Source organism: Kitasatospora sp. CB02891 (genome assembly GCF_002803145.1).
GTDB lineage: Bacteria > Actinomycetota > Actinomycetes > Streptomycetales > Streptomycetaceae > Kitasatospora > Kitasatospora griseola.
Window position 1 is genome coordinate 526,835 of the sequence record NZ_NNBO01000001.1, and the last position, 19,162, is coordinate 545,996.

20 protein-coding genes are annotated in these 19,162 nt (G+C 74.0%); 8 read left to right on the forward strand and 12 right to left on the reverse strand.

Annotation, left to right across the window (positions count from 1 at the left end):
- Window positions 1-73 precede the first annotated feature (73 nt).
- The 4 genes from CG736_RS02480 (at window position 74) to CG736_RS02495 (ending at window position 4,602) form a co-directional block, all read left to right on the forward strand.
- Entirely contained in the window at window positions 74-1,741 is a 1,668-nt protein-coding gene (locus CG736_RS02480) for an FAD-dependent oxidoreductase (RefSeq protein WP_100584458.1), read from the forward strand.
- A gap of 260 nt (window positions 1,742-2,001) precedes the next feature.
- Window positions 2,002-2,787, forward strand: a complete 786-nt coding sequence (locus CG736_RS02485; protein ID WP_100584459.1) for an electron transfer flavoprotein subunit beta/FixA family protein — start codon at window positions 2,002-2,004, stop codon at window positions 2,785-2,787.
- Between the two features lie 41 nt (window positions 2,788-2,828).
- A complete protein-coding gene (locus tag CG736_RS02490) occupies window positions 2,829-3,785 on the forward strand; it encodes an electron transfer flavoprotein subunit alpha/FixB family protein (RefSeq protein WP_100584460.1) in 957 nt (318 codons plus the stop codon).
- 175 nt (window positions 3,786-3,960) lie between these two features.
- A complete protein-coding gene (locus CG736_RS02495; protein WP_100584461.1) occupies window positions 3,961-4,602 on the forward strand; it encodes a DedA family protein in 642 nt (213 codons plus the stop codon).
- Between the two features lie 71 nt (window positions 4,603-4,673).
- Here the strand turns inward: CG736_RS02495 and CG736_RS02500 are convergent, their stop codons facing one another.
- From CG736_RS02500 to CG736_RS02510, 3 genes are all read right to left on the reverse strand, one after another.
- Window positions 4,674-5,246 (reverse strand): dihydrofolate reductase family protein, encoded by a 573-nt coding sequence (locus CG736_RS02500; RefSeq protein ID WP_100584462.1) that lies wholly within the window; start codon window positions 5,244-5,246, stop codon window positions 4,674-4,676.
- A 107-nt stretch (window positions 5,247-5,353) separates the two neighbouring features.
- A complete protein-coding gene (locus tag CG736_RS02505; protein WP_100584463.1) occupies window positions 5,354-6,103 on the reverse strand; it encodes an SRPBCC domain-containing protein in 750 nt (249 codons plus the stop codon).
- The gene (locus CG736_RS02510) at window positions 6,100-6,732 is read right to left on the reverse strand and encodes a winged helix-turn-helix domain-containing protein (protein ID WP_198520328.1); all 633 of its coding nucleotides are present in this window, start codon (window positions 6,730-6,732) and stop codon (window positions 6,100-6,102) included. Before CG736_RS02510 ends, CG736_RS02505 begins: the two co-directional genes overlap by 4 nt.
- Before the next feature lie 207 nt (window positions 6,733-6,939).
- Here CG736_RS02510 and CG736_RS02515 point away from each other — a divergent pair, with 207 nt between their 5' ends.
- Genes CG736_RS02515 through CG736_RS37355 form a run of 3 tightly spaced genes read left to right on the forward strand, consistent with a single transcriptional unit; the run spans window position 6,940 to window position 8,272 of the window.
- On the forward strand, window positions 6,940-7,767 hold the full coding sequence (locus CG736_RS02515) for a class I SAM-dependent methyltransferase (RefSeq protein WP_232733741.1): 828 nt from the start codon (window positions 6,940-6,942) through the stop codon (window positions 7,765-7,767).
- 17 nt (window positions 7,768-7,784) lie between these two features.
- Window positions 7,785-8,102, forward strand: a complete 318-nt coding sequence (locus tag CG736_RS02520; RefSeq protein WP_232733742.1) for an NUDIX domain-containing protein — start codon at window positions 7,785-7,787, stop codon at window positions 8,100-8,102.
- Window positions 8,099-8,272 carry a hypothetical protein gene (locus tag CG736_RS37355; protein ID WP_232733743.1) on the forward strand — a complete coding sequence of 58 codons (174 nt, stop codon included), beginning with the start codon at window positions 8,099-8,101 and terminating at the stop codon, window positions 8,270-8,272. The genes CG736_RS02520 and CG736_RS37355 overlap by 4 nt, the downstream gene beginning before the upstream one ends.
- A 16-nt stretch (window positions 8,273-8,288) precedes the next feature.
- On the opposite strand, the gene CG736_RS02525 is transcribed toward CG736_RS37355, so the two are convergent.
- The 3 genes from CG736_RS02525 to CG736_RS02535 form a co-directional block, all read right to left on the reverse strand.
- Entirely contained in the window at window positions 8,289-8,627 is a 339-nt protein-coding gene (locus tag CG736_RS02525) for a DUF5713 family protein (RefSeq protein WP_100585015.1), read from the reverse strand.
- Window positions 8,628-8,709: 82 nt separating this feature from the next.
- Window positions 8,710-9,720, reverse strand: coding sequence for a nitroreductase family protein (locus tag CG736_RS02530; RefSeq protein ID WP_100584465.1), 1,011 nt, complete (start codon window positions 9,718-9,720; stop codon window positions 8,710-8,712).
- 175 nt (window positions 9,721-9,895) lie between these two features.
- Window positions 9,896-11,140, reverse strand: coding sequence for an ROK family transcriptional regulator (locus CG736_RS02535; protein WP_100584466.1), 1,245 nt, complete (start codon window positions 11,138-11,140; stop codon window positions 9,896-9,898).
- A 225-nt stretch (window positions 11,141-11,365) separates the two neighbouring features.
- Here CG736_RS02535 and CG736_RS02540 point away from each other — a divergent pair, with 225 nt between their 5' ends.
- Window positions 11,366-12,370, forward strand: a complete 1,005-nt coding sequence (locus CG736_RS02540; RefSeq protein ID WP_100584467.1) for an aldo/keto reductase family protein — start codon at window positions 11,366-11,368, stop codon at window positions 12,368-12,370.
- 63 nt (window positions 12,371-12,433) lie between these two features.
- On the opposite strand, the gene CG736_RS02545 is transcribed toward CG736_RS02540, so the two are convergent.
- The 6 genes from CG736_RS02545 to CG736_RS02570 all read right to left on the reverse strand — a co-directional run bounded on the left by CG736_RS02545 (window position 12,434) and on the right by CG736_RS02570 (window position 19,156).
- On the reverse strand, window positions 12,434-14,707 hold the full coding sequence (locus CG736_RS02545) for a SpoIIE family protein phosphatase (protein WP_232733744.1): 2,274 nt from the start codon (window positions 14,705-14,707) through the stop codon (window positions 12,434-12,436).
- 38 nt (window positions 14,708-14,745) lie between these two features.
- Window positions 14,746-16,803, reverse strand: coding sequence for a SpoIIE family protein phosphatase (locus CG736_RS38505; protein WP_100584469.1), 2,058 nt, complete (start codon window positions 16,801-16,803; stop codon window positions 14,746-14,748).
- A 38-nt stretch (window positions 16,804-16,841) separates the two neighbouring features.
- Window positions 16,842-17,243 carry an SHOCT domain-containing protein gene (locus CG736_RS02555; RefSeq protein ID WP_100584470.1) on the reverse strand — a complete coding sequence of 134 codons (402 nt, stop codon included), beginning with the start codon at window positions 17,241-17,243 and terminating at the stop codon, window positions 16,842-16,844.
- Window positions 17,244-17,356: 113 nt separating this feature from the next.
- A complete protein-coding gene (locus CG736_RS02560) occupies window positions 17,357-17,725 on the reverse strand; it encodes a hypothetical protein (protein ID WP_100584471.1) in 369 nt (122 codons plus the stop codon).
- Between the two features lie 52 nt (window positions 17,726-17,777).
- Window positions 17,778-18,410: a ubiquinol-cytochrome c reductase iron-sulfur subunit gene (locus tag CG736_RS02565; protein ID WP_100584472.1), complete on the reverse strand. Its 633-nt coding sequence runs from the start codon at window positions 18,408-18,410 to the stop codon at window positions 17,778-17,780.
- A 137-nt stretch (window positions 18,411-18,547) separates the two neighbouring features.
- On the reverse strand, window positions 18,548-19,156 hold the full coding sequence (locus tag CG736_RS02570) for a 4Fe-4S dicluster domain-containing protein (protein ID WP_100584473.1): 609 nt from the start codon (window positions 19,154-19,156) through the stop codon (window positions 18,548-18,550).
- Window positions 19,157-19,162 lie beyond the last annotated feature (6 nt).

A 19,162-nucleotide genomic window follows, 5' to 3' on the forward strand; every position in this document is an offset into this window, starting at 1 on the left:
CCGCTCGGTCCTTCCATTTGCCACCTCAGCAACATTGTTTGTCAATCCGGCCAGGGCGGCGCACCATCGGACCATGACCGCCACGCACCACGACTCGCACCCGCACCCCTCCCGCCACCACGACGTCCTGGTCGTCGGCGGCGGCGCCGCCGGACTGAGCGGGGCCCTCGTCCTGGCCCGGGCCCGCCGCTCCGTCCTGGTCGTCGACGCCGGCCGGCCGCGCAACGCGCCCGCCGCGGGCGCCCACGGCCTGCTCGGCCAGGAGGGCGTCCCGCCCCTCGAACTCGTCGCCCGCGGCCGGGCCGAAGTCGCCTCGTACGGAGGCGAGTTCCACGACGCGGAGGTGCGCGGCATCACCCGCGATCCGGACGGCGCCTTCCGCGCCGAGCTGTCCGACGGCAGCACCGTGCACGCCCGCCGGGTGCTGCTGGCCACCGGCACCACCGACGTCCTGCCCGAGCTGCCCGGCCTGGCCGAGCGCTGGGGCCGCCAGGTGCTGCACTGCCCGTACTGCCACGGCTGGGAGGTCCGCGACCGGCGGATCGCCGTGCTCGCCACCGAGCCCGCCGTCGCCGTCCACCAGGCGCTGCTGTGGCGGCAGTGGAGCTCCGACGTCACGCTGCTCGCCCACACCGCCGGGCCGTTCACCGAGCAGCAGCGGCGCGAACTCGCCGCCCGCGGCGTCACCGTGCACACCGGCGAGGTCGTCGCCGTCCTGCCCGAGGGCGAATCCGATGCGCTCACCGGCGTCCGGCTCGCCGACGGCACCGTGATCGACTGCGACGCGCTCGGCGTCGGCACCGGCCTGACCGTGCGCGCACCGTTCCTCGCCGGTCTCGGCCTCGCCCCGACCGCCCTGGTCCGTGACGGCGCCGAGCTGGGCGACCGCCTCGCCACCACCGGCCCGACCGGCGCCACCGAGGCTCCGGGCGTGTGGGCGGTCGGCAACCTCGTCGACCCGATGGCGCAGGTCGCCGTGGCCGCCGCCGACGGCCTGCGGGCCGCCATCGCGATCAACGCCGACCTGATCGCCGAGGAGACCCGACTCGCCGTCGAGGCCGTCGAGTTCTGGGAGAAGCGCTACGGCGAGAGCGAGCAGATCTGGAGCGGCCGGCCCAACGCCTCGCTCACCCACGAGGTCGCCGGCCTCGCCCCCGGCCACGCCCTGGACCTCGGCTGCGGCGAGGGGGGCGACGCGATCTGGCTGGCCCAGCAGGGCTGGCAGGTCACCGCCGTCGACATCTCCCAGGTCGCCCTCGACCGGGCCGCCGCCCGCGCCGCGGTGGAAGGCGTCGCCGACCGGATCAGCTGGCGGCGCACCGACCTGGCAAACGCTTTCCCGACCGGCTCCTACGACCTGGTCTCCGCCCAGTTCCTGCACTCCCCCGCCGAGTTCCCGCGCGAGCGGGTACTGCGCCGCGCCGCCGACGCGGTCGCCCCCGGCGGCACCCTGCTGATCGTCAGCCACGCCGTCGCCCCAGCCCGGTTCAGCGAGGCGCAGGACCACCACGATCAGCACGGGCACGGGCACGGCCAGGACCATGACCACGGCCACGGGCATCACTCGATGAACTTCCCCACTCCGGCCGAGGTGCTCGACTCCCTGCGCCTGGCCCCCGGCGCCTGGACGGTGGAGCGCGCCGAGGAGCACCCTCGCCACGACCACCCCGAGCACCCCGTCGCCGACCACGACGCCCGCCCGCACCGCGACTCCACGGTCCGCCTGCGCCGCAACCCCTGACCCGCCCACCTCGCTGAACCGACCTCCACGGCCGCCCGCGCGCACCCGCACGCGGGCGGCCGTGCTTCTGTCCGCTCGCCTGACGAACCGTCAGCCCTATGATCACGACGTGCCCGCCCGAGCCACCTGGCACTCAGTTCCCTCCGTCGGGACACTGAGTCCCCTCTCACTTCGACAGAGAGTGGATCTGTGGCACGGAGTGTGGTCTAGTGGGGGTACTGAGTTCCCTCCGATGTGAGGCGTGAAAGGACTAGGTGGCCGTGAGCTTGAGGATCGTTGTCTGTGTGAAGTACGTGCCCGACGCGACCGGTGACCGTCGCTTCGCGGACGATGCCACCACCGACCGGGAGGGCGTGGACGGCCTCCTGTCGGAGCTGGACGAGTACGGCGTCGAGCAGGCGCTGCGCATCGCGGAGGCCAACGAGGGCGCCGAGGTGACCGTCCTGACGGTCGGCCCCGACGACGCGAAGGACGCGCTGCGCAAGGCCCTGTCGATGGGCGCCGACAAGGCCGTCCACGTCAACGACGACGACATCCACGGCACCGACGTGATGGGCACCTCCGCGATCCTGGCGGCGGCGCTGGAGAAGACCGGCTACGACCTCGTCGTGTGCGGCATGGCCTCCACCGACGGCACGATGGGCGTCCTGCCCGCGCTGCTGGCCGAACGCCTGGGCGTCGCGCAGGCCACCCTCCTGTCCGAGGTCACCGTCGAGGCCGGCACCGTCAAGGGCCGCCGCGACGGCGACGCCGCCACCGAGCTGGTGGAGGCGGCGCTGCCGGCGGTCGTGTCGGTCACCGACCAGTCCGGCGAGGCCCGCTACCCCTCCTTCAAGGGCATCATGGCCGCGAAGAAGAAGCCCGTGCAGTCGTTCGACCTCGACGACCTGGGCATCGACGCCGACACCGTCGGCCTCACCGGCGCCTGGACGAAGGTCGCGGAGATCACCGCGCGCCCCGCCCGCACCCAGGGCGTCGTCGTGACCGACGAGGGCGACGGCGGCAAGCGGCTCGCCGCGTACCTCGCCGAGCAGAAGTTCATCTGACGGGCCGCCGGGAACCTTCGAAGGATACGGAGTTTAGACACATGAGCGAGATCCTGGTCCTGGTCGACCACGCCGACGGCGCGGTGCGCAAGCCCGCCCTCGAACTGCTCACCCTCGCCCGCCGCCTCGGCACCCCCAGCGCCGTCGTCCTCGGCGCCGGCGACCACGCCGCGGCGATCGCCGCGAAGGCCGCCGAGTACGGCGCCGCCAAGGTCTACACCGCCGACGCCGACGAGTTCACCACCCGTCTCGTCGTCCCCAAGGTCGACGCCCTCGCCCAGATCGCCAGGACCGCGGGCGCCGCCGCCGTCCTGGTCACCTCCGGCGGCGAGGGCAAGGAGATCGCCGCCCGCACCGCCCTGCGCCTGGGCTCGGGCCTGATCACCGACGCGGTGGACCTGGAGCAGGGCGCGGACGGCCCCGTCGCGACCCAGTCGGTGTTCGCCGCGTCGTTCCAGGTGAAGTCGACCGTCACCACCGGCACGCCGGTGGTCACCGTCAAGCCGAACAGCGCCGCCCCCGAGGCCGCGCCGGCCGCCGGCGCCGTCGAGAGCGTGACCGTGGAGTTCACCGGCAACGCCGCCACCGTCACCTCCCGCACCCCGCGCGTCTCCACCGGCCGCCCCGAGCTCACCGAGGCCGCCATCGTCGTCTCCGGCGGCCGCGGCGTCGGCGCGGCGGAGGGCTTCGGCGTCGTCGAGGACCTCGCGGACGCCCTCGGCGCGGCCGTCGGCGCCTCCCGCGCCGCCGTCGACGCCGGCTGGTACCCGCACAGCAACCAGGTCGGCCAGACCGGCAAGCAGGTCTCCCCGCAGCTGTACGTCGCGGCGGGCATCTCCGGCGCGATCCAGCACCGCGCCGGCATGCAGACCTCGAAGACCATCGTCGCGGTCAACAAGGACCCCGAGGCCCCGATCTTCGAACTCGTCGACTACGGCGTCGTCGGCGACCTCTTCACCGTCCTCCCCCAGCTCACCACCGAGGTCAAGGCCGGCTGACGACCCGTCACCACCTGCCTCGGAAGGGCGCGACCGCCACGGTCGCGCCCTTTGGCGTTCCGGCCCGCCGCTCGCCCGCGGACGGCCCTCGCTTGCGCCTCCCCCACCACTTTCGTCTACAGTCACGTAGACGGTCTACTTCCTTGTAGACGCTGAGTGCCCCGGAGGCCACGCCGTGTACGCCCACTCCGTCCTGCTGGCGGTCAACCCGCTCGACGCTTCCTCCCTGCTCGCGGCGTTCGGTGCGCTCGGCATCGCCGCCGTGCTGTTCGCCGAGACCGGGCTGCTGATCGGCTTCTTCCTGCCGGGCGACTCCCTGCTGTTCACCGCCGGCCTGCTCTGCACCCCCGGCCTGCACTCCGGCCCGCACCTGAACCTCCCGCAGGTCCTCGTCGCCGCCGTCGTCGGCGCCCTCGCCGGGGCCCAGGTCGGCCACCTGCTCGGCCGCAAGGGCGGCCGCGCCCTGCTGGAGCGTTCCCGCAACCGCCGCCTGCACGAGGGCGCCCAGCGCGCCGAGGAGCTGCTCGCCCGCTACGGCCACGCCAAGGCCATCACGCTGGCCCGCTTCGTCCCCGTGGTCCGCACCGTCCTCAACCCGCTGGCCGGCGCCCTCGGCGTCCCCACCCGCACCTTCGCCCTCTGGCAGGCCGTCGGCGGCCTCGTCTGGACCGTCGGCCTGATCCTCGGCGGCTACGCGCTCGGCTCCACCATCCCCAACGTCGACCACTACCTGCTCCCCGCCATCGCGGTGATCGTCGCCCTCTCCCTCCTCCCGCTCGCCCTCGAGTTCCGCCGCAGCCGCGCCGCCCGCGGCTGACACCTCGCCCGGAACCGGAGAAGCCCGCCGCTGACGTCCGTCAACGGCGGGCTTTCGGGTGGTGGGCGGGCTCAGCGGACGACGTCGAAGACCTGCTTCTGCACGCCGTTGCTGTAGACCGCGTGCTCGACCAGCGCCAGCTTCTGGGCGTCCTTGTCGGTGGTGCTGAACAGCCGCTTGCCGGCGCCGAGCAGCAGCGGGAAGACCAGCAGGTGGTACCGGTCGATCAGGCCGGCGTCGGACAGGCCCTGGTTCAGCGTCGCGCTGCCGTGGACGATGATCGGACCGCCCTCGGTCTCCTTGAGCGCGGCGACCTCGTCCAGCGAGCGCAGGATGCTGGTCTCGCCCCAGTTGGAGACCAGCTGGTCCTCGCCGAGGGTGGTCGAGACGACGTACTTCGGCAGTGTCCGGTAGTGCGCGAACTCCGCCATGTCCGGCCAGACCGGGCTGAACGCCTCGTAGCTGACCCGACCCATCAGGACCGCGGCGGACTCCTCCTGCTCCCGGGCCTTGATCTCGAACGCCTCGGGGACGAACTCGATGTCCTTGAACGTCCAGCCCGAGTTCCGGTAGCCGGGCTCGCCGCCCGGGCCCTCCACGACACCGTCGAGCGAGACGAAGGCCGTGCTGATCAGGGTGCGCATGATGGTGCTCTCCTCGATGTACGAATCTGGCGATGTGCTCGGTGCTCGGCCCACTCGGTGCTCGGTGCTCGGTGCTCGGTGCTCGGCCTACTCGGCGCGCTCGGTGCTCAGTGCTCGGCAAGGACGCCGGCCACCCACTGCTGCCACCCGGCCTCGGCAGCGGTGGCGGCCTCGTCCGGGCCGAACAGGTGGTGGAACATCAGCACCAGGCCGGGGGCGTGGTGGAAGGTGTACAGCCCGTCCGCGGTGCGGACCTCGAAGCGCTCCTGGTCGGACCACGTCACCTCCCCGGTCAGCGGCGGCAGCCCGGCCGGCTCGGCGTGCGCCCGCGCGCCGACGGCGATGTCGGCCGGCAGCGCCAGGCCGCGGGCGAGCGCGGCCCGGACCCGCGGTACGGGCCGCTCGCCGGTCTGCGCCATGGCGAAGACCGGGCGACCGGTGCGGCCGCGGAAGTGCGCCAGGTACTCGCGGAGCGTGTGCAGGTGGAACGGCCAGCCGCGGCGCAGCGCGTCGTACTCGTCCTGCCAGTCGTCGCCGAGCATGCCGCTGTGGACGACGCGCAGGACGGTGCTGCCGCCCTCGCGCCCCTCGATGAGGTACTCGAAGGCCATGAACCGGCCGTCGGCCGCCGTGCCCGTGCGGGTGGCGAACCGCTTGCCGGGTTCGTACGCAGTGACCAGCGACTCCTCCCGGTTGCCGCCCACGTCCATGACGGCGGTGCCGCCTTCGCGCGGATCGACCTCGTTGCGGCCCATGAACCAGGACTCGATTCCGGGCCCGGTGGCGATCGCCTCCCAGACCTGTTCCGGTTCGGCCGGCAGGACGATCTCCTGCTCGATCTCGAAGGGGTGGCTCATCGGGGGTTCTCCTGTGCGGCGTCGGGCCGGTGGCTGTCCGTGGCCGGGTGCGGGTCGGGGATCTGGTGCAGGCCGACCACCACGCGGTGCCTCCGGCCCTGCGGTGCGGACTCGTCGTGGTACCGGCCGACCAGGCCGGCCACGGCCTGGGACAGCTCCTCGGCGAAGGCCGCCCGGTCGGCGGCGGAGGCGAACCGCACCTCGGCGTCGACCCCGAAGCTCGCCACCCGCTGTCCGGCCCGGGCGGCGCCGGTCAGCAGCGAGCCGACCTCCTGCACCAGCCGGGCCCCCAGCGCCAGCAGCCAGCGGGCCGAGAGCTGATCGGGCGACCGGGCCGGATCCGGGCTGACGGCAGCCAGCGCACGGGGCGAGATCACGTACGAGGCGGCCGTGGCGCGGTACACCCGTTCGGTGACGTTGCCCTTCCGGCGCTCCTCGGCCAGCTCGACCAGCCCGTGCCGCTCCAGCTCCTTCAGGTGGTAGTTGACCTTCTGCCGGGGCAGCCCCAGCCGGCCCGCCAGCATGGCGGCCGAGCCGGGCTCGGCCAGGGCGGCGAGAATCCGGGACCGGATCGGATCCAGGGACGACTCGGCCGCGGCCGGCTCTTCGATCACAGCGATGTCCAGCACCTCTCCACCTTCCGGTCCGAAGGCCCCCGGCGCTCCCGGGGACGACTCCAGCCTCCCTCCGAAGAAAAATCCTGTCAAGACAAATTTTCTTGTCGGTGACCGCCTGCCCTCCGGCCGGGCACGATGCCGAACGAGCCGGTGGATCTCGGCACACCGGGCCGGCGCCGGGCTAGGATCGCCCACCGACCGATCGATCAGGGGGAATCCGTGCCGCCGACCGCCGCACCCACCACGAGCTTCGACGCCAACGAGCGCACCGCCTGGGCGGGGCGGGCCGACGTCTACGCCGCGACGTTCGGCCGGCTCTGCGCCCACAGCACGCCCGAACTCCTGGACGCCGCCGAGGTGTTCGCGGGTACCCGGCTGCTGGACGTGGGCACCGGCCCCGGGACGGTCGCCGCCACAGCCTGCGCCCGGGGTGCGGAGGTGACCGCCGTGGACGCCGAGCCGAGCATGGTCGAACTCGCCCGCCGCGCCGCGCCGTCCGCCCGGGTGGATCTCGCCGCGCTGCCCGACCTCCCGTACGCAGCTGCCGAGTTCGATTCAGTGGTGGCCAACTTCGTGCTCAACCACGTCGGCCGTCCGCTGCTCGCCCTGGCCGAACTGCGCCGCGTCCTGCGGCCCGGCGGCCGCCTCGCCCTGACCATCTGGTCCGGCGCCCCGGCCCCCGGCCAGGCCTTGATCCCACAGGCGATGCAGGCCGCCGGAGCCGTCCGGCCGCCGCACCTGCGCCCGCTCGACCCCGCCGACGACTTCACGCGCACCCCGGACGGCCTGGCCACGCTGCTCACCGACGCCGGCCTCCGGCACGCCACGTGTCGCACCCTCAGCTGGGACCACCACGCCACCGCCGACGACTGGTGGGCCGGCCCGGCCTCCGGCGTCGCCACCATCGGCCTGACCTTCCTCGCCCAGACCCCCGAAGTCCGGTCCGAGGCCCGCCGTCACTACGACCGCCTCGCCGCCCCCTTCCGCACCCCGGACGGCACCCTCGCCCTCCCCCACACCGCCCTGCTCGCCACCGGCTCCAAGTGAGCGCCGGGCGTTCACGGATGACGCTGCGCCGCTCGGCCCGTGCGGTCGTTCTCGACGAACACCACCGCATCCTGCTCTGCCGACACGTCGTTCCAGAACTCACCGGAGCGGTCGTCGTACGGGCCGCGCCGGGCGGCGGCGTGGAACCGGGCGAAACCGCCCTCGCCGCGCTGCGCCGGGAACTGCGCGAGGAAGCGGGGCTCACCCTCGGCGCCGACCCGCCGCACGTGCGGCACCAGGAGGTCGCCGGCCTCGGCGGCCCGGCAGGCCGCACGGGCGTCGTCAACGACTACGCCTGGTCCGCACCGTGTCGTTCCACCCCCGCGGTGCGATGACCGACGACGAGCTCGCCGCCGGAAACATCGCCGGCTTCCGCTGGTGGGCACTGCCCGAGATCGCCGCCCACCGCGGCCGGGACCTGTTGTCGCCACGCGACCCGGCCACGCCGCCGGCGGCGCTGATCACCGACGGCGCGCCGGCCGGTCCGGTGCCGCGCGGTCTCTGATCCCCCGGCCCGCCGCTCACCACTCGCGTGGCGCGATCAGCTCCTCCCGGTCCGCGTCGGCGAAGCCGTACGCTGCCGCGACGAACGCGAAGTCCTCGCCGATCGCTTCCCGGGCGACCGTGTCGATCTCGCTGTCGGCCTCGTCGAGGGCGTCGCCCAGGCGGTTGAACTCCTCCGTCGCGGCGTGCGTAAGCACGTACAACTCCCGGAGCCCGGCGGGGCGTTCGACCTCGATCCGGTCGCACAGCGCGCGCAGCACCGCACGGCCCCGCTCCACCAGGTGGGCGGGGTAGTACGGGTCCCCCGCCATCCCGTTCAGGAACTCGTGTTCCGCCACCTGCGTGTTTCCGCTCATCGACCGACCGCTCCGCCCGTTCCGTTCCCCGAGGTTGCCGACACCGATCATCCAACTCCGCACCGACAACCTTCGGGTGGGCTCAGGAGGTGTGGACGGCTCCGCGCAGGAGTTCTTCGACGTCGCGGCGCGGGGTGGCCGCGCCGCGCGGGCCGTAGCCGATCCGCAGCACGATCTGGACGGTGCCGACACCGGCCTCGGCGTTGCGCAACCGCCAGCGGGTGTCGGGGAGTTCGACGGCCTGGTGGAGGACGGAGACGCGGACGCCGTGGGCGGTCGCCACCAGCCAGACGCGTTCCATCGACTGGCCGGCCCGCAGCCAGTCCGCCGCCGTGTCGCCGCGGGTGGCGATGGTCACCAACTGCGGCAGCGCCTCGAAGCGTTGCGAGTGGGTGGGGCCGTGTCCGGTGAAGTCCCGCATGGGGACGCGGGCCTCGTGGTCCTGCGGGCCGAGCGCCGCCACCGGGATGCCGTCCGCGGAGGGCTCGCCGCGCAGCCAACTCCCGGTCTCCGCAAGGCGGGCGGCGTCAGCGACGATCCGGGCCTCGGCCTCCGCGACGAGTGCCAGCACCCGACGCGCCTCGGACTCCTCCAGGGCTTCGAGGACGGTGTCCTCGGCGGCGGCCGCCGCGATCAGTTCGCCGATCACCGTCTCGGGGACGTCACGGTTGTTGAACGGCTCCCGGCTGGAGTGCCGCAGCGCGATCGCGTCCGCCAACTCGGCGGTCTCGTCCGGGACTCCGCGCGGGCCGAAGTGCACCACCGCGACCGGGGCGTCCGCCGTGACGGGGCCGGGCAGCAGTTCCAGCTCCTCCACGGGCAGGCCCTGCCGGGCGGCCGCGACCCGCAGGTTGAACAGGGCCGCGCCGACCGACAGCAGCATGCCGCGGCCGTCCGGGTCGGCCACCGGGACGGCCCGGTCCGGATCCGCGAACACCAGTACCCCGTGGCCGTCCTCGGCCGCCTGGAACCGCCAGGGCTGGGAGTTGTGCAGCGACGGCGCGGCCCCGGCCGCGGCCACCAGTACCCGTAGCTCCTGCACGCTCAGCGCTGCCCCCGGCCCGCCCCTCGTACCCGCTGTCGACTCGACCATCGCGGATCACTCCTCGCCGCATCCTCGTCGCGTTCCACGTGCCTCTGTAGCTTGAGCGTGCGCCTCGGACCGGCCGCGCCGGTAGGGCCCAAAGACCCCCGCCCGACGACCTCCGTCCCGTTTCCCCCACCGGCGGTCCGCCCACGACCGGCCCGCGACCCGTCCGCCGGCCGCGTCACGCCGACGCGGTGCGCTGCACGAACACCTCCAACCGGGCCGACTCCAGGGCCGTGGCCAGCGCGCCCAGCAGCACCGCGTCCTCGCCGAGGGTGCTCGCCACCACCCGGGGCCGCAGCTCGCAGCTGCGGTGCAGTGCGTCCTCCAGCGGCGGCAGCAGCAGGTCCGCGCTGCGGCCCATCCCGCCGCCCAGCACGACCAGTTCGGGGTCGGCGACAGCGGCCACCACGGCGACCGCGAAGGAGAGCTGCTGGGCCTGCCGGGATATCGCCGCCCGCGCGGCCGGGTCGCCCGCCCGGGCCGCTTCGCACACCTCCTCGGCGGTGGCGGCGCCCGTCAGCCCGAGCCGCCACGCCTCGCCCACCACGGCGTCCGCGCCCACCACGGCCTCCAGAGGGGCGTCCCGATGGACCGTCAGCTCACCTGACAGACAAGGGAGTTGGAGCATGCCGATCTCACCGGCCGCCCCGTGCGCCCCGGTCCACAGTTCGCCGTCGCGCACCAAGCCGACGCCGACGCCGGTTCCGACCAGCAGGTAGGCGAAGACCGAACTGCCCGCTCCCGCACCGTAGGTGTACTCGCCGAGGGCGGCGAGGTTGGCGTCGTTGGCGACCTGCACGGGAATGCCGAGGCCGTCCGCGATCCGGTCGAACAGGCCCGGCCTGGCCCAGCCCGGCAGGTGCGCGGCGTGCCGCATCACCCGCCGCCGCTCGTCCCACACGCCGGGGCTGCCGATCACCGCCCGCACCACCCCGTCCGCCGGGCCGGCCGACGGGCAGCCGACGCCCTCGGCGAGCCCGGCGTCGGCGAGCGTGTCGCGGGCGGTGGCGACCAGCGCGTCCGCGACGGCGGGACCGGTCCGGCCCCGGTTGGGGACGTCCCGACGGGCCACCACCCGGCCCGACAGGTCGGCGACGGCGACCCGCAGGCGGGCCCGGCCGACGTCCATCCCGAGCACGTGCCCGGCGCCGGCGTCGGCCCGGTACAGGACGGCGGTGCGGCCCCGGTCCGGGGCCAGCGTGCCGGCCTCGCGGACCAGCCCGGCCGTCTCCAGCGAGCCCAGTGCGGCCGACACCGTCGGCTTCGACAGACCGGTGTCCCGGGCGAGCTGGGCCCGCGAGGACGGGCCGCCGGTGCGCAGCAGTTCCAGCAGCAGCCACTCGTTGTTGCTGCGCAGCCGCTGGCGGTTCCACCTGACGGGCTCGGGCGCCGCGCCTGCGGTCCGTCTCCGCGCGACGGGCATCGCTTGCGGGTGGGTCACGGTTCCTCTTCTCCGGTCGGGACAGTCCGCCCGCCCCCCGCCGGCAATACCGTCACACACTCAACTGTTGTCCACGTCCAGGTCGTCACACCCGTGTCGCCGCCGGGAATCCGACCTCGACACGCCCACCGGCACCGGCCCGCTCCCGGTTCCTGCGGCACGGCGATGGTACCCACCGGAGCCGTCAGCTGACGTACCGTACAGATCATGGAATTCCGTCACCTGGGCCGCAGCGGCCTGATCGTCAGTGAAATCGCCTACGGCAACTGGCTCACCCACGGCTCGCAGGTCGAGGAGGACACCGCGGCCGCGTGCATCCGCGCCGCCCTCGACGCAGGCATCACGACCTTCGACACCGCCGACGTGTACGCGGAGACCCGCGCCGAGTCGGTCCTCGGCCGGGCCCTCAAGGGCGAGCGTCGCGAGGGGCTGGAGATCCTCACCAAGGTGTTCTGGCCGACCGGGCCCGGCCGCAACGACCGGGGGCTGGGCCGCAAGCACGTCATGGAGTCGATCGACGGCTCGCTGCGCCGCCTGCAGACCGACTACGTGGACGTGTACCAGGCGCACCGCTACGACCCGTCCACGCCGCTCGAGGAGACCATGGAGGCGTTCGCCGACGTGGTGCGCTCCGGGAAGGCGCTGTACATCGGCGTGTCCGAGTGGACGGCCGACCAGATCCGGGCCGGGCACGCGCTCGCCCGCGAGCTGCGCGTCCCGTTCGTCTCCAACCAGCCGCAGTACAGCGCGCTGTGGCGGGTCATCGAGGGTGAAGTCGTCCCGGTGTCCGAGGAGTTGGGCCTCGGCCAGGTGGTCTGGTCGCCGATCGCGCAGGGCGTCCTCACCGGCAAGTACCGGCCCGGCGCCGAGCCGCCGGCAGGCTCCCGGGCCACCGACGACAAGGGCGGCGCGAACTTCGTCGCCCGCTGGCTGCGCGACGACGTCCTGGAGCGCGTCCAGCTGCTGCGTCCGCTCGCCGACCAGGCGGGGCTGTCGCTCGCCCAGCTGGCCGTCGCCTGGGTGCTGCAGAACTCCAACGTCTCCGCGGCGATCATCGGCGCCTCCCGGCCCGAGCAGGTCACCGAGAACGTCAAGGCCGCCGGCGTGAAGCTGGAGCCGGAGCTGCTCGCCCGGATGGACGAGATCCTCGCGCCCGTCGCCGAGTTCGACCCGGCGAAGACCGCGGAGAACGCCCCCAAGGTCCGCCCCTGACACAGCGCCGGTCCGGCGCCCACCGGTCCCCGGCGCCGGACCGGCCGTCAACTCGCCCTCCCGCTACGGCTCGGACGGGTCGACCCCGGCACCGTCCCTGCCTGAATCGCCCGTCGGCACCAGTTCCTGCTGCGCCCAGATGGTCTTGCCGTGCCGACCGAACCTGGTCCCCCAGCGCTGCGCCAGATGACCGATGATGAACAGCCCGCGGCCGCCCTCGTCGGTGCTCTTCGCCCGCCGCATGTGCGGGGTGCTGGCCGAGCTGTCCGAGACCTCGCAGATCAGGCCCCGGTCGTGGATCAGCCGCAGCCGGATCGGCGGCTCCCCGTAGCGGATCGCGTTGGTCACCAGCTCGCTGACGATCATCTCGGTGGCGAACTCCAGCTCCCCCAAGCCCCAGGCGCCGAGCTGGTGTTCGGCCAGCCGCCGGGCGGTGCGCACCACCGCGGGGTCGTCCGGCAGCGTCCACACCGCGACCCGCTCGTCCGGCAGCGCCCGGGTGCGGGCCAGCAGCAGCACGGCGTCCTCCCGCTGGCGTTCGGGCAGCAGCGCGTACACCACCCGGTCGCACAGGTCGGGCAGGCGCTCCTCGCCGGGCCGGGCGAGCACCCGCTCCAGCACCGCCCGCCGCGCGCCCGGGCCGTCGGGCGTGCCGTCCCGGTCGGGGTGCCGGGCCCGGCCGGACATCAACCCCTCGGTGTACAGCGCCAGTACGCAGCCCTCGTCCAGTTCGGCGGTGGTCGTCTCGTAGCAGCAGTCGCCCCAGCCGAGCGGCCGCGCGGGCTCGACGTCGAACGGCAGCGGCTCGCCGTCCGGGCCGACCAGCACCGGCGCGGGGTGCCCCGCGGACGCGGCGGTGCAGGTCCGGGCGATCGGGTCGTACACCAGGTACAGGCAGGAGGCGAGGCCGTCCGGCAGCCGGTCCGCGCCGGGCGGCAGGCTGCCGCGCTGCTCGTTGGTCAGGACCCGCGCGACTTCGTCCAGGCGCACCAGCAGCTCGTCCGGCGCCAGGTCCTGCACGGCCAACGTGCGCAGCGCGGTGCGGAGTTGACCCATCAGGGCGGCGGCCTCGATGCCGGTTCCGGTGATGCGGCCGACCGCCAGGCCGACCCGGGCGGCGGACAGCGGGACGATGTCGTACCAGTCGCCGCCGGGGCCGACCGCGCCCGGCAGGTAGACCTGCGCGGTCTCCACGGCGCTGAGTTCGGCCGGTTCCCTGGGCAGGAGTTGGCGTTGCAGGGTGGTGGCGATCGTGCGTTCGCGCGCGTAGCTGCGGGCCTTGTCGATGGACAGGGCGCCGCGGGAGGCGAGTTCGACGGCCAGGTCCAGGTCGGCCGGTTCGAACGGGTCCGGCCGCCGGTTCCGGTACAGGGACAGCACGCCCAGCACCGTGTCGTGCACCACCAGCGGCGCGACGATCATCGAATGCACGCCGAGCCCGGCCAGGCGGCGTCCGCGCACGGGGTCGGCGGCCAGCCAGTCCTCGTCGCCGTTCAGTCCGCGCACCAGCCGCGCCCGCCCGTCGTCGAGCACCTGGCTGTACGGCGTGGGCGCCCCGTAGGTGGAGAGTTCGCCGTGCGGGATCGGGCCCGGCTCGGCGGCGGGCCGGCCGGGGGCGTGCACGGCCCGGTAGGCGGCGCGGCGCAGCGGGGAGGTGGGGTCGACGGGTCCGGCGCGCGGCGGCAGGCCGCGCAGGGGTTCGTCGAGCAGGTCGACGGTGGCGATGTCGGCGAGGCGTGGCACGGCGACGTCGGCGAGTTCCTGGGCGGAGCCGATGGCGTCCAGGGAGGCGCCGAGTCGGCGGTGCGCGGTGTGCAGGATGTCGAGGCGTTCGAGGGCGGTCTGCTGCTCGGTGACGTCCTCGATGGCGGCGACCAGGTAGCGGCGGCCGGTGTCGGAGACGACGGGGAAGAAGGAGACGGCGCCGATCATGTCGCGGCGGGGCTCGCCGGGGGTGCGGCCGCGGATCACGTGTTCGCGGATCCAGTCGCCGTCGTCGAGGGCCTGGCGGGCGAGGGATTCGAGTTCGGCGCCGTCGAAGCCGGGGGCGAAGTCGCCGGCGCGGCGACCGGCGGTCCCGGGGTCGGCCTGGACGTCGGGCCGGGTGCCGGCGTTGTGGGCGGCGGCGTTGTGGCGGACCAGCCGCAGGTCCTGGTCGAGCAGGTAGAGGCCGACCGGGGCCTGGGCGAACAGGGCGTCGAGCAGTGCCGTGTCGTGGCCTTCGTCGCCGTTGCCGTCGGGGCCGCGGTCGGGGCCGCGGCGGCGGGCTGCGTTTGCGCGCCGCACGGCGTCGCCGGCGGGGTGCCCGCCGGCGTGCGCCTCGTCCGGGCTGTCCACGACGTGCCTCCTTTCCGCGTCGCCGCCCGGGGTGGCGTTCATGACGGCCTGCCCGGGGTCGGCGGGGTGGGCCGGAAGGCGATCAGGGCGATATCGTCACGGAGGTCGACGACGCCGCTCGCCAGGTGTTCGCACAGGTCGGCGAGGGGGCGGTGGCGGGCTTCGGCGGCGGCTTCGCAGAGGCGGTCGATGCCCCGGCCCAGGTGTTCGCCGGGGACTTCGACCAGGCCGTCGGTGTAGAGCAGCAGGGTTTCGCCGGGGCCTATCGGGTCGCGGTGGGTGACGCGGGGGCGGCGCGGGTCGACGGACAGCGGGACGTCGGCGTCCTCGGCGGCCAGCAGTCGGGGCGGGCCGGTGACGGGCACCAGGACGGGTGGCGGGTGGCCGGCGTTGCTCCACTCGACCTCCCAGTAGCCGTCCGCGCCGTGCCGGGTGAGGCGGGCGTGGACGGCGGTGGCGAAGCTGCCGACGCCCAGTCCTTCGGCGGCGGTGTCGAGTTCGCGCAGGGTGTCGGCGGGGGTGTGGCCGTGCGGGCGGATGTAGGCGATGGAGCGCAGCATGGCGCGCAGTTGGCCCATCGTGGTGGCGGCGGCGAGGTCGTGGCCGGCGACGTCGCCGATGGTCATGGCGAGCGCGCCGTCGGGGAGGGTGAACGCGTCGTACCAGTCGCCGCCGACTTCGGCGTTGCGGTTGCCGGGGCGGTAGCGGGCGGCGAGGTCGGCGCCGCCGACCCGGGGCGGGGTGGTGAGCATGGCGCGTTGCAGGACGACGGCGGAGTGCCGGGCGCGTTGCAGGGCGAGGGCCTGGCGCAGCGGGGCCTGGGCCCGTTGCAGGACTTCGTGCTGGAGTTCGATGTCGGCGGGGCCGGGCGGGGGTGCGCCTTCGCAGTCGGCGGTGGCGGCGAGGGCGACGACGGCGCCGTCGACGACGATCGGCAGCAGGGTGACGCTGGTGGCACGGGCGGCTTTCAGCCAGCGGGCGGAGACTTCGGGGATGCTGCCGCCGGGCACATTGCCGTCGGCGAATTCGAGCGTGGTGGGAGTGCGGTCGGAAACCGCTTTCCCCGCGCGTTCTCCGAGGGTGAAGGTCTGCCGGTTGATAGGTGGCAGCGGGGGCAGTCCGGGGCGGGCGACGGAGGCGACCCGGGTGGCGACGACGGCGCCGCCGGCCGCGTCCGGCTCGCGCAGCACGAAGACGGCGCACACGTCGGTGAGGTCGGGGACGAGGGTGGCGGCGAGGGCGGCGAAGGCGTCCTCGGCGCGTTCGGCCTCGGTGACGGCGCCGGCCCGGGCGAGCAGTCGTTCGCGCAGCCGGTTGCGCCACTGGTCCTCGATGTCGGTGGTGGTGCCGATCCATTCGGCGGGTCCGCCGTTGCGGACGATGGGGACGGCGCGGGCCCGGACGTGCCGGTAGCCGCCGTCCTTGCCGCGGACCCGGAAGACGTGCTCGAAGGTGGTGGGCAGGTCGCGGACGGCGTCGGCCCAGCGTGTGGCGAGCTGGTCGCGGTCCTGGGGGTGGACGACGTCGAGCCAGCCGGTGCCGACCGCCCCGGGGAACGGGCGGCCGGTGAAGGCCTCCCAGCCGGGGACGAGTTCGTCGGCGGTGCCGTCTGCGTGCACCAGCCACACCATCTGGGCAGCGGCCGCCATCAGGGCCTCGTAGCGCCGCAGGGTCTGCAGCCGTTCGACGGACAGGCGTTCGGCTTCCAGGGCGGAGTGCAGTTCGGCGGTGGTGTCGACGGCGGTGGTGAGGATGGCGGGCCCGTGCGGGGTGCCGGGGGCGTGCAGGGTGCCGGCGGGCGAGCTGGAGTAGACGAAGTGCCGGTGGGCCGTCCCGCCGTCGGGGCAGCTCAGGGTGCGTGGCGCGGTGACCTGCCGGGCGGTGCCGTCGGCGAGCACGGCGTCGAGGGTGGCGACGAAGCGCTCGGCACCCGGTTCCGTGAACACCTCACGGGCCGGGACGCCGAGCGGGCGGTCGCCGAACAGGTCGCGGAACGCGTCGTTGACGTACACGAGCCGGTGGTCGTCGCCGGCGGTCAGTGCGATCGCCACGATGGCCCGGTCGAACACCTCGGGTGTCAGTGGTGTGTCCGGCACCCTGCCGGTCCTCCTCCCGCCCGCCTGCCGGCGGGGTCTCAGGCGAGCAGTTTGCTCTTCGCCGCGCGGTACTCGTCCTCGGAGATGGCGCCGCTGTTCTTCAGGTCGGCGAGCCGGGCGAGTTCGTCGACGTGCCGCCGCCCCGCGTCCTGGTTCTCGGTGCCGGCGGCTTTGCGGACGTAGTCCTGGAAGCTGCTCTCCGCCTGCATGGCGAGCGCCCGGTCACGGTTGCCCATGGATTTTCCGCGGGCGATCAGGTAGACGAGCACGCCGATGTAGGGCAGCAGGACGACGAGGACCGTCCAGCCGGCCTGGCCCCAGCCGCTCAGGTCGTGGCTGTGGAAGATGTCGGTGATCACCTTGAACAGCAGGAACAGCCAGAGGATCCAGAGGAAGAACCACATCATCGTCCAGAACAGGTTGAGCAACGGGTAGTCCATCGGGGGCTCCCTTCCACAGGTTCTTCGAGAGGTATCACCACATTCCGGGCACCGCACTCCGGGTGCCTCGGGCGAGCCGTCACCGGGTGTCCGGTGGCAGTTGCACCCGGTGTTCAGCGGTCGTACGGGGAGATCCGCCAGGCGAGCAGCACCACCAGGAAGGAGGCGATGCTGAAGCCGGTGGCCCACCAGGCGGTGGCGATCTCGCCGCGCATCCAGGCGTTGGTGGCGACGGTGAGCCCCCACAGCTGGCCGATGACGACGGTGATGGCGAGGCCGACGCGGGCGGAGAGGATCGCCGAGCGTTCCGGCTGCTGGTCGGTGCCCGCGCCGGGTCCGGGGCCGGTCGCGGTGACCCGGGCGTCGGCGTACCCGGAGGTCGGCCGGATCTGCGGATAGCGTTCGTGGACGGGCCGGTTGAGGTGCGGTTCGTCGCTGCCGGGGTGGTAGCCCTCGGGGAAATGGCCTTCGGGGACGCTCACCGCACACCCACCAAGCCTTCCTGACGGACCGTCATGTCTCGTTCGTCCAGCATCATTTGCCGCTCTTCCGGCTCGGGCATCCGGCGGCTTCGGCCAGCGCCGGGTTGCGGTCGCGCAGGCCCCGGCACAGGCCCGCCTGCTCGTCCTCGCCGGAGCGGGCGGTGCCGATCGCCCAGACCGCGCCCCGGGCGTCCTCGACCATGACCACCTTGGGCAGCGGCCGGGGCGGCGGGCCGGCCGTCACCTCGCCGCTGCGGGCGTCGAACTTCCCCTCGTGGCACGGGCAGTAGAGATCGCCGTCGGGGCCGTGGTCGCGTCGCCACAGCACGCCGCAGGCCAGGTGGGTGCAGACGGTGGAGTAGCCGACCAGGGTGCCGTCGGGCAGGCGGATCGCCATCGCCCGATCGTCCTCGCCGGGGTAGTCGAAGCTCACCGCCTGCCCGCGCTCCAGCCGGTCGGCGACCTTCAGTGGGGCGGCGATGCCGTCGCCGTGCCGGTGCAGCACGCCCGCCGAGACGACGGCGGAGCCGACCGCGAGGCCGCCGGAGACCGTGGCGACGATCCGCAGGTAGTCGCGGCGGGTGGTGAGCGAGTCGGCGCTGATCCGCTCGCGCAGCGCGGCCTGCTCGGCCCGGTGGCCGTCCTCGGGGCTGCCCGGCTCGGGCGGGTCGACGGGGCTGCTCACGCCACCGCTCCGTTCCCGGGCGCGGACCGCCCGCTGACGTCGATCACGCTCATCCGTTCCCGGGCGCGGACCGCCCGTTGACCTCGACCACGCTCATCCGTTCCCGGGCGTCGACCGCCCGTTGACCTCGACCACGCTCAACCGTTCCCGGGCGTCGACCGCCCGTTGACCTCGATCACGTTCAACAGCCCGCCGGGGACGGGCGCCCGGCGCTCCGGCGGCACCACCATGGCGACGCCGGTGGAGACGGTGGTGGCGCCGAACACGAACTCGGTGGAGACGTCCACGCCGGGCCGTTCGGCCTGCAACTCCTCGGCGGTGCCGTAGAACAGGGCGCCGGTGGGGCAGACGGTGGCGCACATCGGGGCCAGGCCGTAGGAGGTGCGGTCGTAGCAGAGGTTGCACTTCATCTGGAGCTTCGCCTCCAGATCGATCTTGGGCACGCCGAACGGGCAGGCGTTGACGCAGTTCGCGCAGCCGATGCAACGGGTCGGGTCGGCCTCGTGGACGACGCCGTCCGCGGTGATCAGGATCGCCTCGGCGGGGCAGACCTCGGCGCACGGGGCGACCGGGTCCTCGCAGTGCATGCACACGGTGGGCAGCGAGGCGACGGTGCGGCCCTCGTCGGTGTAGTCCAGGTGGATCATCGACTTGCCGCGGTGCGAGTCGCATTCGCGGCACGCCGACACGCAGGCCTGGCAGCCGATGCAGCGGCCCGGGTCGATGAAGATGGTGCGTCCCAGCATCGTGGT